Below are 14,649 nucleotides of genomic sequence, written 5' to 3' on the forward strand. Positions count from 1 at the left end.
GCGCTCCCATGACATAGTGCATGTATCCGCCATCGTCGATACGCACCGGAGTCCCGATGCCCAGACCTCGCTGGACCGCCCTCGTCGCCGCGACCACCGTGCTGACCGGCTCGTTCGCCGTGGCCGCCGCCGGGCCGGCCGTGGCCGCCGCCGGTTGCGACGTTCGCTACTCCGTCACCAGCTCGTGGCCGGGTGGCTTCGGTGCGGCCGTCGACATCGTCAACCTCGGAGACCCGGTCCCTTCCTGGACGCTGACGTTCACCTTCACCGGCGGGCAGGCGATCACCCAGCTGTGGAATGGTTCGGTCACCCAGGCCGGGTCGGCGGTCACCGTACGCAATGCCGGCTGGAACGGTTCACTCGCCACCAACGGGAGGGCGGCTGTCGGCTTCACCGGCTCGTGGACCGGCAGCAACCCGGCGCCCACGTCGTTCGCCCTCAACGGCACCGCCTGCACCGGCTCGCCGTCTCCTACGACGCCGCCATCCACTACGCCACCACCGACCACCGCGCCGCCACCCACGGCCGCGCCACCCACCACGCCGCCGCTCACCACGCCGCCGCTCACCACGCCGCCGTCGACGCCCCCGCCCGGCTCGCCGGTGAAGATCATGGCGCTGGGTGACTCGATCACCGGCTCGCCCGGCTGCTGGCGGGCCCTGCTGTGGCAGAAGCTGCCCGCCTCCCGCGTCGACTTCGTCGGCACCCTCCCGGGCCAGGGCTGCGGTTTCCCGTACGACGGTGAGAACGAAGGCCACGGCGGTTTCCTGGCCACGACCGTCGCCGACCAGGATCAGCTCGTCGGCTGGCTCGCCGCCTCCGACCCGGACGTCGTGCTCATGCACTTCGGCACCAACGACGTCTGGAGCAACCGCCCGGCGGCGACGATCCTGGCCGCGTTCACCCGCCTGGTCGCGCAGATGCGGGCGGCCAACCCGGCCATGAGGATCCTGGTCGCCCAGATCATCCCCATGAACGCCTCGAACTGCGCCGACTGCGCCCAGCGGGTCGTCGCCCTCAACGCCGCCATCCCGTCCTGGGCCGCGGGCCTGTCGACGGCCGCCTCCCCCATCACGGTCGTCGACCAGTGGACCGGATTCGCCCCCGCCACCGACACCTACGACGGCGTCCACCCCAACGACGCCGGCAACGCGAAGATCGCCGACCGCTGGTATCCGGCGCTCTCTGCCGCGCTCTCCTGAACCGCTTCCGATCACTCAGGGCCGGCATCACGCCGGGTCGAGTCAGGCCGAACAGGCTTCAGAGCAGGCGGGTGTCAGGCCGGTGCGAGGCGGATGCGCACGCGGCGGTTCTGCCGGCCCTTGCTCTCGACCTTGACCACTTCGACCCGGCCCACCTGGGCCGTCGAGGCGACGTGCGTGCCACCGTCGGCCTGCACGTCGAGCCCGACGATGTCGATCACCCGGATCTCGGGCTCGTGCAGCGGCGGCAGCGCGTCCTGCGTCCGTACGAGGGTGGGGATCCGCAAAGCCTCCTCGCGCGGCAGCACCCGCGCCACGATCTTGCGGTCGGCGGAGATCTCGGCGTTGACCGCCTCCTCGAGCGACTGCTTGAAGCCGGCCGGCACCTCGGGCAGGTTGAAATCCATGCGGGCCTCGCCGGGCTGCATGTTGCCGCCCGTGACGAGCGCCCCGAAGTCCCGGAACACCGTGCCACACAGGATGTGCAGGCCGGAATGCGTCCGCATGAGCGTGGTGCGCCGCTCGTCGTCGATCGCGCCCCGCACCGTCGCGCCGACCGGCGGCACCGGTTCGCCCGGGGCGGGGATCAGGCGCGGCCCGTCATCGCTCTTGCGGGCGTCCACGACGCGGGTGCGCACGCCCTGCCACAGCAGCACACCGTGATCCGGCGGCTGACCTCCCCCGCCGGGATAGAACGCCGACCGGTCGAGCACGATGCCCGCCTCGGGGTCGGCCGGGTCGGACCACAGCACCGTGCAGTCCCACTCCCGCAGCGTCGGATCACTCCAGTCGAGACGTTCAGTCATGCCTCGACCCTATGGCCCGCTGGACGTTCTCCGTCGATCAACGCCACTCGCACCGGCCCGCAGAATCCGGGCTGAAGCACGACTCGAAACCTGGACCGGCGCGCGCGAAAGGGATCGCCGATGTGAGGCGGCTGATCCAGGGTGTGAGCTGTGATCAGGGTTCGAAGGTTCACGGACATCGACGCGCCGACGTCGTGGGCGCTCAGCGATCTGCCGAACATCGGAGCGACAGCCGATTCGACTGTTCCGCTGCCGCTGCCGCCGGCGACGAGCCCGCCCGTCGACTTCCCGGACCTGGCCGACATCACCGGTCGCTTCGTTCGCAGCGGTGGCGCCTTCCTGGTCGCCGAGCTGAACGGCCATCTTGTCGGTATGGGCCGATTCGGGCCGTCGGGACAGCAGCGGGCCGAAGTGTTGCGGGTGCGGGTGCATCGGCCCGGCTGGGCGTGGACCCTGGTCTATTACGCCAAGAAACTCTGAACCACCCCAAGTCTCCCTTCGCCGGAACCGAATCGGGCGTTCAAGCGAGCACCGGGATCACCTGCGCCCCGAAGGCCGAGCGCGGCGGTCCGCGTCCACGGCGGATGGCCGACGGTGCGTCCGGTTGTCGACAGAGGACGAAAAGGGGCGGCGGGAATCGCCAGGTGAGCGCATGGTGAGCAGGTGCGGGGTTACGGACAGTACTGCCCGATCGCGCTCGCCGCGGAAGTGTACGCGGAGCGGTGGACGCCGATCATCATCAGGAATCTGGATCTCGGTTGTGAGCGGTACACCGAGATCCTCGACGGCGCGCCCGGGTTGCCGCGCAGCGTGCTGTCGCAGCGGCTGCGGGTACTGGAACGGACCGGGGTCGTGGAGCGGGAGCGGGCGGGCCGGGGCACCTTCTACCGGCTCACCGAGAGCGGACGGGAGCTGGCCCGGGTCGGTGATGTTCTCGGCGAGTGGGGCGCGCGCTGGCGGGACGTTGATCCCGCGGGCCAGGACCCCCGCCTCGCGCTCTGGACCGTGGCTCGCCGGGTCGGTCCGGCCACACTGCCGCGGCCCCGGATCGTGGTGGAGTTCCGGATCGGTGACCGGCGGCCACCGGACCATTTCTGGCTGGTGCTGAGCGCCACCGGCAACGAGGTTCTGGCGCAGCCGCCCGGGTTCGCCGCAGACGGCTCGGTCACCGCGGACGTGGCCACGGTCGTGCGGTGGCACGCGGGCCAGAGCGACCTGGCCGTCGCCGGTCCCTCGTGGCTCGGCCGCCTGGTCGCCTCGTGGGGCCGGCTCGGCTCGTACGCGGAGCCGGGGCGCACAGGGCCCGCCGAACCGCGAAGCAGCACCCGGGCGAAACGGTAGCCGGGACAAGAAGCGGGTCCGGACGGAAGCCGTGGAAGCTGGATCTGAAGCACGGCCGCGACGAAGCCGGAAGCGCATGGACCTGCGGCAAGCGAGCCCGTACCCCGATCAGCGCCAGGAGCAGGTGACGTCCCGGTACGGCGGCGCGGCGGCGTCGCCGGCCTCGATGCCGGTCAGCTCCCGCACGATCGTCTCGCCGCGGGACAGCGCCTTGCCCGACCAGTTCCAGCGGGTCTCCGTCGTGCGCGCGGCCACGATCGCCCCGGTGGCCGGGTCGCGTTCGAAGGTCGCGGCCGCCTCGAGCAGCTCCGGGCGGCCGTCGTGGTCGAGGTCGGCGCAGCCCAGGCCGGCCGTCCGCGACAGCGTCGACACGGTCGTGAACGGCGAGCCGATCAGCGTCGGGCCCTCCGGCGCCCAGGACAGCAGGCGCAGCGCCGGCCCGGTGCCGAGCACCACCTCCTCGCCGGGCTCGCCGTCCAGATCGAGGTCGGCCACCGGGGCCGGCTGCCGGTCCTGCTCGTACGGCAGGGTCAGGTCGGAGACGCGGCCGGCGGCCAGGATCGCGCGGGCGGTCCAGGTGCCGGCTCGCTCGTAGAGCAGCAGCGTGTCGGTGCCGCCGTCGCCGTCGAGATCGGTGCGGACGGACCGGCGGCATCCCGCGTCAGGGGGCAGGAACGGGCCGCCGAGGGTCAGCCGGCAGTCGCCCGGGCCGGCCGCGCCGAGCCGGGCCGCCTCGTCGGCCGGGAAGCCACCGGCCGGCATGTTGTAGGTCAGGGACGTCCAGGTGCCGTCGAGCGCGACGCACAACCGGTAGTTCTTGCCGTTCCCGGCCGTCTGCCGCACGATGCCCACGTCCTCGGCCGGCATCCCCAGGTCGATCAGGCGGGCCGGGTAGGTGAGCAGATTGTGGTCGGCCAGACCGTAGACGTAGCCGTCGCGGGAGGTCTCGTCGCACGGCCAGCGCAGCGGCGGCGTGGTGACCAGCGCGGCCACGGCGTCGGTGACCCGGGGGCCGGTGAGGCCGGTGTTCGACCAGATCAGGCCGGGCGGCGGCAGCACCTCCGGGAGCGCGTCGCGGACGGCCGCCCCGTACAGCCGTTCCTGGGTGGCCAGCACGGCGGCCGGGATCGTCCCGCCCGGCTCGTTGAGCGCCTTCCGGGGGATGACGGGGCTGCGCTGGGCGACCACCGCGGACGAGGAGGCGGGCGGGGTGCGAGCGGTGACGACGGCGGGCAGGCCGCGCATCGCCGTGCGGACGGCGCGGGCGGCTTTCTCCCGGTGCTGTCGCGCCCGCTTCTCGTCGGTCGCGGAGGCCGTCCCGGGCAGGATCCGCTCGGTGGCGAGCGCCTGGTGCACGCACGCGGCCACCTGGTCGGGACGGGGCTGGGCCAGGGCGCACCGGACGGCTCTCACCGTGGCCCGGGGTGGCACGAACGCCGCGCTCATGACCTCGACAACGTACTCGGCCACGGTCACCTCGGGGCCGGTCCGCAGGACGAACTCGATCGTCCGGTAGTTGCCGGGCAGCGCCAGGTCCAGGGTGCCCCGGCCGGGCAGGTAGGTGTGGGCGGGGTCGGCCGCGGCGAGTTCCCGCCAGACCGTGGCGGCGGCGTCGGGCCGGTGCGGCGGGGGGATCACCATCTGCGGGTACGCGCCGAGTTCGGCGAACTGCCCGTACGCCCGGTTGCCGGCCACCCGCAGCAGGGCCGAGCGGTCGGCCGCGCCGGCGGCCACGCAGGTCTTCACGGCGGCGCCCTCGGCCCGGGCGGTCCACCGGCCGGAGCGGGTGGTGCCGCACTCGGGCTCGGGAGCGTCGTAGGCGCCCGTTCCCGGCGCGAGGCCGGGGGCGGTGACGGTCGCGCGGCCGGCGGACACGATCGAGAGGTGACCGACGACCGTCGTGATCGTCCCGGCGCCCGGGTCGACCGTGCCGCCCTGGCTGCTCCACACCCCCTCGTCGTCGCGCGACACCACGGTGGTCAGTCCGTCGCCGGTGGGGTCGCGCAGGGGCAGGGTCACGGTCGCGAAGGTACGCAGCCGGGCGCCGCCGAGCGCGATGTCGACCGGCTCGGCCAGCCAGGTGAGCCCGTCCGGCGCCGCGATGCTGGGCCGCGGCGCGATGCGCACCCGGGTGTCCTGGGTCAGCGCGCCCGGCCCGAACCGGACCGACACCCCGTCGCCGGTGGTGACCGTGCCACCGTGGACAGCCGTGATCAGCGCGACCGTCGCCGGGGACCGCAACGACCAGGCGATCACGCCGGCGACCGCCAGCAGCACGGCCGCCACAACCGCGGCCAGGGCCACGCGCACGAGTCTCCTCCTGGTTCCCGGGGAACCCACGGTAGGAAGGGCGCTCAAGTGCGGTGAACCCCCGGTCGGGCAGACCGTACGGCTGTTCGACCGATCAGCGGTCGGGCCGGAGCACGATCGGGGTTCCGGCCCGGCTCATCGGACCGGTTCCGGTTCCGGTTCGGGCTCGGTCGTGGCCGGTGGCACGGCGGCGTTCGGGCCGTCGCCGTCGGGCACGCGGCTGAGCTTGCTCGGCCACCACATCCAGCGCCCGATGTCGAGGTTGAGCGCGGTGACCAGCACCGACCGGACGATCAGCGTGTCGAGCAGGACGCCGAAGGCCACCGTGAAGCCGATCTCGACGAACGCCACCAGCGGCAGGCTGGCCAGCGCGGCGAAGGTGCCGGCCAGCACGATGCCGGCCGAGGTGATCACGCCACCGGTGGCCGCCAGGCCGATCAGGGCGCCCCGGCGGGTGCCGTGCTGCAGCGCCTCCTCGCGGACGCGGGTCATCAGGAAGATGTTGTAGTCGATCCCCAGGGCGACCAGGAAGACGAAGACGAACAGCGGGAAGGACGTGTCCTCGGCCGGGAAGCCGAACACGTGCCGGAACACGAGCGCGCTCACGCCCAGCGCCGCCGCGAACGACAGCACGACGGTCCCGATGAGGATCAGGGGCGCCACGATCGCCCGCAGCAGCAACGCGAGGATGACCAGGACGACCAGCAGCACCAGCGGGATGATCAGCCGGTTGTCGTGGTCGTTGGCCGCGTTGATGTCGACCAGGATGGCGGTGCCGCCACCGACCTTGGCGTCCGCCCCCGGAACGGCGTGCAGGACGTCGCGCGCCTGTTCCACCGTGGCTTGGGCCGCCTTGCTGTCGGGGGCGCTGGCCAGCGTGCCGTCGATGAGGACCAGGTCGCCGCGCGCCACCGGGTCGGTGACCTCGCTGATGCCGGGCACCGACGCGAACGCCTGGCGCACCTGATCGGCGCTCGACGCGTTCGCGATCACCGTGACCGGCTGGCCCCCACCGGCCGGGAAGTGCCGGGCCAGGGCCTGCTCGGCGACCGTCGAGGGTTGCTCGGTGGTGAACTGGTCGGCCGAGCTGAGCCCGGTGGCGTTGAGCTGCAGCAGGCCGAGCGCCATGGCCCCGAGCACGACGGCCGTGCTGATCCAGACGCGGCGCGGGTGATGGGCGATGCGACCGCCGAGCCGGGCCCAGAGGCCGGTCGCGGTGGGCTCGGGCGTGCCGAACCGGGGACGCGCCGGCCAGAACAGCCAGCGTCCGAAGATGACCAGCAGCGCCGGCAGCAGCGTGACCATCGCGGCCAGCCCGACGACGACGCCGAGCGCGGCGACCGGGCCCAGACCGGCGGTCGAGTTGAGCTCGGCCAGGGTCAGGCAGGACATGCCGACCGCCACGGTGGCCGCGCTGGCGATGATCGCCGGGCCGGCCCGGTGCAGGGCGAACTGCATCGCCTCGTGCCTGTCCTCGTGCCGGCGCAGCTCCTCGCGGTAGCGGGCGACCAGCAGCAGGGCGTAGTCGGTGCCGGCGCCGAACACGAGCACCGTGAGGATGCCCGCGCTCTGCGCGTTGACCGTCAGGTCCGCGTGCTTGGCCAGCAGATAGATCACCGCCTGCGAGCCGGCCAGCGCCGCGCCCGCGGTCAGGATGGGCAACAGCCAGAGCACCGGGCTGCGGTAGGTGATGAGCAGGATGACCGCGACGACGGCGAGCGTGGTGTAGAGCAGGGTGCCGTCGATGCCCGCGAAGGCGCCGGCCGAGTCGGCCGCGGCGGCCACCGGGCCGGCCAGATAGACCTCGAGCCCACCGGGGGCGCCCTGTTCGGCCGTGGCCTTGAGGCCGTCGGCGATGTCGGGCAGCGCGTCCCAGCCGTCCTCGTCGATCCGGATCGGGGCGATCACCTCGATGGCCGCCTTGTCGGGCGACTCGATCGGGCCGACGATCGGGCCGGCAACACCCTCACCGCCGGCCAGGGCCCGGGCGTCGTCGGCCGCGGCGGCCCGGTCGGCGTCGGTCAGCCCGCCCGGCCGCTCGTAGACGATGATCGCGGGCGCGATGTCATCGGGCTGGAACTGCCGCTGCAGGTCGACCACCTGGGTCGACTCGGCGTTACCCGGCAGCCAGGCCGAGTTGTCGTTCTTCTCGACCTCGGTCAGCTTGCCCGCCAGGGGCCCGGCCAGACCGAGAATGACGATCCACAAGGCAAGCACGATCCACTTCGACCAGCGGCCGCAGACCAGTCTTGCCACTCCACCCGTTGCCATCTCGATCCCCCTCGAGATTCGCCGGCCCCCCGTGACGTGTTGCCGGACCTGCGGAGCGTAATCCCGTGCGCGTGACCATCTGAACCCCCCGGAGAGGCACTCAGGGTTATCTAGGGGTGATCCCCCACACGTCCGATCCACATTGGCGGGAGATGTGGGGGAACGTCCGGCCGACGGTTCAGGTCGCGGCGGCCAAGGTCAGGTCGGCATAATTCCTCGCGTGACCAATTGGGAATACGCGCGGCTCGAGTACCGGGCCGCCGGCACGCTGGGTGCCGACCGGTTCATGGACTGGACCGCGACCTTCCACCACCCCGGCGGCCTGTTGCGCTGGGGCACCGACGAGCGCTTCGACGATCTGCGCCACCTCAACCGGGCCGGGGCGGCCGGTTGGCAGGCGTACGACCGGGCGGCGATGCACGTGCACAACGAGCCCCACCGGCTGAGCAGCGTCACATATTCGATGCGGCGTGCCGTGCCGTAGAGCTAGATTCTCTGCGTGAGCAGGGAGACCGGGCGCAAGGTGATCGCCTCGAACAAGAAGGCGCGGCACGACTACGCCGTTCTGCGGACCTACGAGGCGGGCCTCGTGCTGGCCGGCACCGAGGTGAAATCGCTCCGGGAGGGCCGCGCGTCGCTGGTCGACGCGTTCGCCGGCGAGCACAACGGCGAGCTCCTGCTCTACGGCCTGCACATCGCGGAGTACGGCTACGGCAGCTGGACCAACCACGCGCCCCGGCGGACCCGCAAGTTGCTCCTGCACAAGTCCGAGATCGCCAAGATCCTGGCCCAGCTGCGCGACGGCAACGGGCTCACCCTGGTGCCGCTGTCGATGTACTTCAACGAGGGCTGGGCCAAGGTCGAGCTCGCGATGGCGCGCGGTCTCCGGTCGTACGACAAGAGGCAGGTCCTGGCCGAGCGGGACGCCCAGCGGGAGATCGCCCGCGAGATGGGCCGCCGCCTGAAGGGCCGCACCGGATAGGCCTAGCATGATCGGGTGGAATTCGGACTGGACACCTTCGGCGACGTCACCGTCGACGAGCAGGGCAAGAAGCTTCCGTACGCGGAAGTGATCCGCAACGTCGTCGAGCAGGCTGTGCTGGCCGAACGGGTCGGCGTCGACGGCTTCGGGCTCGGTGAGCACCATCGCGACGACTTCGCGGTCTCGTCGCCCGAGATCGTGCTCGCGGCCATCGCGGCGCGGACCGAGCGCATCAAGCTGGGCACCGCGGTCACCGTGCTGAGCTCGGACGATCCCGTCCGCGTCTTCGAGCGGTTCGCGACCCTCGACGCCGTCTCGCACGGCCGGGCCGAGATCATCCTGGGCCGCGGCTCGTTCACCGAGTCGTTCCCGCTGTTCGGCTATGACCTGCACGACTACGAGCGGCTCTTCGAGGAGAAGGCCGACCTCATGGTCAAGCTGCTCGGCGAGGGTCCGGTGAGCTGGGAGGGCACCGTCCGCCCGGCGCTGAAGGAGCAGCAGGTGTACCCCAAGACCGAGTCGGGGCACATCCGCACCTGGATCGGCGTCGGCGGCAGCCCCGAGTCGGTGGTGCGGGCGGCGCGGCACGGGCTGCCGCTGGTCTGGCCATCATCGGCGGCGAGCCGGCCCGCTTCGCGCCCTATGTCGACCTCTATCACCGCGCTCTCGAGGAGTTCGAGCAGCCCACGCAGCCGGTCGCCGTGCACTGCCCCGGCTTCGTGGCCGAGACCGACGAGGAGGCGGTCGAGACGTTGTGGCCGCACGCGCGGAACATGCTCAACCGGATCGGGCGCGAGCGGGGCTGGCCGCCGCTGAGCCGGGACCGTTTCGAGAACGACATCCGCGACGGCGCCTGGCACGCCGGTTCGCCCGAGACCGTCGCCCAGAAGGTCGCGTCGACGATCCGGCACCTCGGCGTCCAGCGGTTCGACCTCAAGTACTCGGCCGGGACGCTGCCGCACGACAAGATGATGACCGCGATCGAGCTGTACGGCACCCGGGTCATCCCCCGGGTCAAGGAACTGCTCGCTTCCTGACCCCAGGACAGCGGCAGGCCGGGCGGTGATCCGCCCGGCCTGCCGTGTCGTACGCCTCTAGCGGTTCTCGTCCTCGTCCGCGTCGGTCTTCACGAAGGTGCCGACACCGTGCTCCCTGCACAGGGCCAGGTACTTGCCCTTGCAGAGATCGGCCTGCGGAACGTACTTGTCCTCGGCCACCACCTTGTTGATGTTCTTCAGGGTGATGGCCAGCGGCGGCAGGCTCACGAACGGCACGTAGCCGCCCGACTCCGGGTCCTTGATGGTGTTCGTGACGGCCGGCTTCTCGTTCTTGTAGAGCTTGACCGCGAGGTTCGCCGCGTTGACCGCCTCGAGCTCCACCGCCTTGTAGACCGTCATGCACTGCTCGCCGGTCAGCAGGTTCTGCAGGCCCTCGAGCGTGGCGTCCTGGCCGGTCACCGGGACGACGCCGTTGAGCTTCTTCTTGCGCAGCACCTTGATCACGGCGTCCCCGATGCCGTCGTTGGCGGCGAGCACCCCGCGGATCTTCGGCGCCTGCTCCAGCATCTGCTCGAAGATCCGGGTGGCTTCCTTCGGGTCCCAGTCCGGCACCCACTGGTCGGGGCCCTTGGTGAACTCGGCGCTGTCGTACTTGTCGTTCAGCGGGACCTCGTACCCCTCCTTGAAGAGGTGCGCGTTGTTGTCCGACGGCGAGCCGTTGAGCTGCGCGATGACCGGGTTCTGGACGCCCTTGGTCTCGAGGCATTTGATCAGGCCGTACGCCTGAAGGTTGCCGACCTTGTTGTTGTCGAAGCTGACGTAATAGTTGGCGCCGCCGTTGAGGGTGAGCCGGTCGTAGTCGATCGTCGGGATCTTCTTGGCCCGGGCCTTGTCGAGGACCGCCTTGCCGCTGATCGAGTCGAGGTTGGCGATGATCAGCACCTTGACGCCGCTGTTGATCATCGACTCGCCGATCTGCTGGAACTTGGCCCGATCGCCCTGGGCGTTCTGGATCTCGACCGGAACGTCGGCCGCGTCGAAAGCCGCCTTGAGGTACTTGGGGTCGTCGTTGCCCCAGCGCTTCGAGCTCTGGGTGTCGGGCAGGATCACGCCGACGCGCGCCTTGCCGCCGCCGGAGGTGGAACCGCTGTCACTACTCGCGTCACCCGTGTCACCGGAGTCGTCACACGCAGTCATGGTGGCCGATGCCATCAGGCCGACGGCGGCGATAGCCAACAGTTTCTTGCGCATTTGGTGGGTCGTCCTCTCCGATGAAACTCGACCTGTCCATGCCTGGCGCTGGGCTGCCCCTGACTGGCCAAGCGACCAAGTATCAGGCAGACCCGGGTGCGCCCGACAGGGGGTACGGCACCGGGAAGAAAAATAGTTCATTTCCCGTCCGTGAGCACACTCGCATCACAGACTGTACGGAACCTGGTGATCTTGCAGCTCAGCCCTTGTCGGCGCCGGCGGTCAGCCCCTCGGTGAGCAACCGCTCGGCGGCGAAGAAGATGATCACAATCGGTACGGTCAGCACCACCGACCCGGCCATCAGGACAGTCTTGCTCACCTCAATGCCGCCCGAGAGCTGCGCGAGACCCAGCGAAACGGTCCAATCGGCGCGATCCTCGACGAGGAACAGCAGCGCGAACAGGAACTCGTTCCAGGCGATCATGAACACGTAGAGCGCGTTGGCCATCACGGCCGGTGCGGCCAGCGGCAGGACGACCTTGCGGAGGGTCTGCAGCCGCGTGTAGCCGTCGACGGCCGCCGCCTCCTCCAGGCTTTCCGGAATCGTGGTCAGATAGTTACGCAGCATGTAGATGGAGACCGGCACGGTCTGGGCCACGTAGACGATCGTCAGCCCCAGCAGCGAGCCGCGCAGGCCGAGCCGGGTGAACAACACGAACAGCGGGATGGCCAGCAGGATCGACGGGAACAGGTACACGGCCAGGAACAGGAAGTGCACCTGCCGCCGCCCGGTGAACCGCAGCCGGCTCACCGCGTACGCCCCGGGGATCGAGGCCAGCAAGGTGACCATGGTCGCCGCCACCGACACGATCGCCGAGTTGAGCAGCAACCGCATGAACCCCTGCCCGCCGTCGTCGACCGAGGACAGCACCTCGCGATAGGTGCTCACCGTCCACTCGGCCGGCCCGGCCCAGATGCGCCCGGGGTTCTGCAGCACCTCCTCGATGGGCCGCAGCGACAGCAGGGCCATGTAGTAGAACGGGAACAGCGTCACCAGGACGAGCCCGATGATCACCACCCAGCGCAGCACCCGCAGCACCCGGGTCTCGACGGCGGCCCGGTCGGTCATCGCTCCTCCCCCTCCACGCGCGGCGCCAGATAGCGCAGATAGACCACCAGCAGCACGACCAGGCCGAGGGCCAGGATCAGCGCCTGGGCCGAGGCCGCGCCGATGTCGAAACGCGCGGTGAGGAAGTTGTAGACCCGGACGCTGACCACCTCGGTGCCGGCGCCGCCACCGGTCAGCAGATAGACGTCGTCGAACTTGTTGAACGTCATGATGAAGCGCAGAACCGTCAACAGGGCGATCACCGGACCCAGCTGCGGCAGCAGGATGTGCCGGAAGATCTGGGTCGGGGCGGCGCCGTCGACCCGGGCCGCCTCCTCCAGCTCGGCCGGCACGGCCTGCAGTCGGGCCAGCAGGAACAGGAACGCGAACGGGAAGTACCGCCAGGCCTCGAAGACGATGACCGTGAGCAGGGCCAGCGGGACGTCGAAGTGCCAGCCGAGCAGCGACACCTCGTACTGCCGCTGGCTGAGGAAGGCGATCGGCTGATCCCAGCCCAGGAACCGGGTGCCCCAGTTGTTGGCCAGACCGAACTGCGGGCTGAGCAGGATCTCCCAGACGAAGGTCACGGCGACCACCGGAGCCACGTACGGCAGCAGGACCGAAGCCCGTACGAAAGTGCGCCCGAAGAACCGCCCGCGCAGCGCGAGCGCGGCGATCAGGCCGATCACGATCGAGCCGAGGGTCGCGCCGACGGTGTAGACGATCGTCGTCCACAACGAGGACCAGAAGCCGGGCGAGGTGAGCACCAGCTCAAGATTCGCCAGCGTGTAGTCCCCGAAGACACCGGCCCGGCGCAGGTTGATCAGCCGGATCCGCTGGAAGGCCAGCATCACCGTCCAGAGGACCGGCAGCACCACGACCACCACGACCACGATCAGCGTGGGCGACAGATAGGCCAGGCCGGCCCGGTTCTCTCGTTGCCGGCGGGTGAGCACCCGCCGGGCCCGGGCGGGCGGCTCCGGCGGCGCCTGCCGCGGCTCGGTCGCGACCATTATTCGAGGGACTTCTGAATGCTACGGACGTCCTCGGCGGCCTGTTCGGCTGCGCCCGCCGCGTCCTTCTCCCCGCCCGACAGCGCGTTGATCGCCTTGGGCACCGGCAGCTCCGAGAGGGTGGCGCCGACCAGCGCGCCCTGCTTCTGCGGGAAGCCCCAGCGCTGGAACGTGTCCGGGCTCTTGGCCAGCGCGTCGATCACCTCGGCCGGGTAGACGTCGCCGAGCGGCTGCTTGGTGTCGACGCCGGCGGGCAGGTCGTTCCAGGCCTTGGTGAACTTCGCCGGATCGGTCGCGTCGCCCTTGCGGACGGGGAACTTGCCCTCGGGGGCGATGCCCAGCCAATCGGTGTAGCCCTCGTTCATCAGGTAGTTCACGAAGCGCTTGGCCGCGTCGGTGCGCTCGCCGCCGTTGGTGATCGTCCAGCTGGTGATCTCGCCGAACTGCGCGGGCTTGCCGTCGGGGCCGGCGATGGCGGTGACCACGCCGGTGTTCTTGGCCAGGAACTTCTTGTCGGCCTTGCACTGCGGGCAGGTCGGCAGCGCGTCGTTGCGGGTCCCGGCGAGCTCGTCGAGCAGGAACGACGACCACACCACCATGGCCGACTTGCCGGAGAAGTACGTGGCCCGGGTGGTGTCGACGTCCTGCGCCCCGGGCACCGAGTACTTGGTGGTCAGGTCGCCGTAGAGCTGGAAGGTCCGCACGCACTGCGGCGAGTCCAGCGTGATCGTCTTGTTCGCGTCGACCAGCTCGCAGCCGTTGCCGAGCGCGAGGTTCTCGAACGACTGCTCGGTGAACGCGTCGTTGGACACTGTGGCCAGCGAGATGCCCGCGGTGCCGCCGGTGTTCAGCTTGGCCGCCGCGTCGAGGATCTTGTCGTACGTGTCGGGGGTGGGCAGACCAGCCTTGGAGAACAGGTCGGTGCGGTAGAAGAGCAGCTGGGCCCAGCCGTCGGACGGCACCGCGAGCTGCTTGCCGTCCTGCGAGGTGAGCTCGAGGGCCCGGGGCGAGAAGGTGCCGGTGCCGAGCCCGTCGACGACGGCCTTGGTGGCCTCCGCGTCGACCAGGTCGTTGGTGGCCATCTGGGCGACCGCGGCCAGCGGCAGCGCGCCGACCACGTCGGGCAGGGTGCCGGCGGCCGCGGCCGACGTGATCAGGCTGGAGAACTGGTTCTCGTCGGTCGCCACGATCTTCACCTTGATGCCGCTGGCGGCGGTGAACTTGTCGGCGATCGCCTGGGTCGCTTGCACACGCTCGGTCTGGTTCTCGAGGCTCCAGACGGTGAGCGTCTCCCCGCTCCCGCCGCTGCCCTCGTCGTCGCCGCAGGCCGAGAGGGCGGCGGCGGCCAGTCCGGCCACCGCCGCCAGGGCGATGCTCCGTGAGATCTTCATCCGTTTCCTGCCCGTTACACATCGATGACGGAGAAG

At 70.7% G+C, this 14,649-nt stretch carries 14 protein-coding genes; 7 read left to right on the forward strand and 7 right to left on the reverse strand.

Annotated elements, in window-relative coordinates; translation table 11 throughout:
• Window positions 1-56: 56 nt before the first annotated feature.
• On the forward strand, window positions 57-1,202 hold the full coding sequence (locus tag HJC40_RS25255; RefSeq protein ID WP_250004130.1) for a cellulose binding domain-containing protein: 1,146 nt from the start codon (window positions 57-59) through the stop codon (window positions 1,200-1,202).
• 74 nt (window positions 1,203-1,276) lie between these two features.
• Here the strand turns inward: HJC40_RS25255 and HJC40_RS25260 are convergent, their stop codons facing one another.
• Complete coding sequence (locus HJC40_RS25260) at window positions 1,277-2,008, reverse strand: alanyl-tRNA editing protein (RefSeq protein WP_250004131.1); 732 nt, start codon at window positions 2,006-2,008, stop codon at window positions 1,277-1,279.
• A gap of 150 nt (window positions 2,009-2,158) precedes the next feature.
• Between HJC40_RS25260 and HJC40_RS25265 the strand changes: the two genes are divergently transcribed.
• Together HJC40_RS25265 and HJC40_RS25270 are read left to right on the forward strand one after the other, a co-directional pair.
• Window positions 2,159-2,488, forward strand: a complete 330-nt coding sequence (locus HJC40_RS25265; protein WP_250004133.1) for a hypothetical protein — start codon at window positions 2,159-2,161, stop codon at window positions 2,486-2,488.
• Window positions 2,489-2,671: 183 nt separating this feature from the next.
• Window positions 2,672-3,349 (forward strand): helix-turn-helix domain-containing protein, encoded by a 678-nt coding sequence (locus HJC40_RS25270; protein WP_250004134.1) that lies wholly within the window; start codon window positions 2,672-2,674, stop codon window positions 3,347-3,349.
• Window positions 3,350-3,457: 108 nt separating this feature from the next.
• Here the strand turns inward: HJC40_RS25270 and HJC40_RS25275 are convergent, their stop codons facing one another.
• Entirely contained in the window at window positions 3,458-5,659 is a 2,202-nt protein-coding gene (locus HJC40_RS25275; protein WP_250004137.1) for a hypothetical protein, read from the reverse strand.
• Window positions 5,660-5,794: 135 nt separating this feature from the next.
• Complete coding sequence (locus tag HJC40_RS25280) at window positions 5,795-7,930, reverse strand: MMPL family transporter (protein WP_250004139.1); 2,136 nt, start codon at window positions 7,928-7,930, stop codon at window positions 5,795-5,797.
• A gap of 220 nt (window positions 7,931-8,150) precedes the next feature.
• Here HJC40_RS25280 and HJC40_RS25285 point away from each other — a divergent pair, with 220 nt between their 5' ends.
• Genes HJC40_RS25285 through HJC40_RS46215 form a run of 4 tightly spaced genes read left to right on the forward strand, consistent with a single transcriptional unit; the run spans window position 8,151 to window position 9,949 of the window.
• Window positions 8,151-8,414 carry a hypothetical protein gene (locus HJC40_RS25285; RefSeq protein WP_250004140.1) on the forward strand — a complete coding sequence of 88 codons (264 nt, stop codon included), beginning with the start codon at window positions 8,151-8,153 and terminating at the stop codon, window positions 8,412-8,414.
• Window positions 8,415-8,429: 15 nt separating this feature from the next.
• Entirely contained in the window at window positions 8,430-8,912 is a 483-nt protein-coding gene (smpB, locus tag HJC40_RS25290; RefSeq protein ID WP_250004142.1) for an SsrA-binding protein SmpB, read from the forward strand.
• Between the two features lie 15 nt (window positions 8,913-8,927).
• On the forward strand, window positions 8,928-9,728 hold the full coding sequence (locus HJC40_RS25295) for an LLM class flavin-dependent oxidoreductase (RefSeq protein WP_308200944.1): 801 nt from the start codon (window positions 8,928-8,930) through the stop codon (window positions 9,726-9,728).
• On the forward strand, window positions 9,686-9,949 hold the full coding sequence (locus tag HJC40_RS46215; RefSeq protein WP_308200945.1) for a hypothetical protein: 264 nt from the start codon (window positions 9,686-9,688) through the stop codon (window positions 9,947-9,949). The genes HJC40_RS25295 and HJC40_RS46215 overlap by 43 nt, the downstream gene beginning before the upstream one ends.
• Window positions 9,950-10,006: 57 nt before the next feature.
• Here HJC40_RS46215 and HJC40_RS25300 read toward each other — a convergent pair whose 3' ends face one another.
• The 4 genes from HJC40_RS25300 to HJC40_RS25315 all read right to left on the reverse strand — a co-directional run bounded on the left by HJC40_RS25300 (window position 10,007) and on the right by HJC40_RS25315 (window position 14,613).
• On the reverse strand, window positions 10,007-11,161 hold the full coding sequence (locus HJC40_RS25300; RefSeq protein ID WP_250004144.1) for a sugar ABC transporter substrate-binding protein: 1,155 nt from the start codon (window positions 11,159-11,161) through the stop codon (window positions 10,007-10,009).
• Between the two features lie 199 nt (window positions 11,162-11,360).
• The gene (locus HJC40_RS25305; RefSeq protein WP_250004146.1) at window positions 11,361-12,230 is read right to left on the reverse strand and encodes a carbohydrate ABC transporter permease; all 870 of its coding nucleotides are present in this window, start codon (window positions 12,228-12,230) and stop codon (window positions 11,361-11,363) included.
• Window positions 12,227-13,222 carry a carbohydrate ABC transporter permease gene (locus tag HJC40_RS25310; protein ID WP_250004148.1) on the reverse strand — a complete coding sequence of 332 codons (996 nt, stop codon included), beginning with the start codon at window positions 13,220-13,222 and terminating at the stop codon, window positions 12,227-12,229. Before HJC40_RS25310 ends, HJC40_RS25305 begins: the two co-directional genes overlap by 4 nt.
• Entirely contained in the window at window positions 13,222-14,613 is a 1,392-nt protein-coding gene (locus HJC40_RS25315; RefSeq protein ID WP_250004150.1) for an ABC transporter substrate-binding protein, read from the reverse strand. The genes HJC40_RS25310 and HJC40_RS25315 overlap by 1 nt, the downstream gene beginning before the upstream one ends.
• Window positions 14,614-14,649: the final 36 nt, after the last annotated feature.

Origin of the sequence: Actinoplanes sp. M2I2 (assembly GCF_023544445.1) — a bacterium.
GTDB lineage: Bacteria > Actinomycetota > Actinomycetes > Mycobacteriales > Micromonosporaceae > Actinoplanes.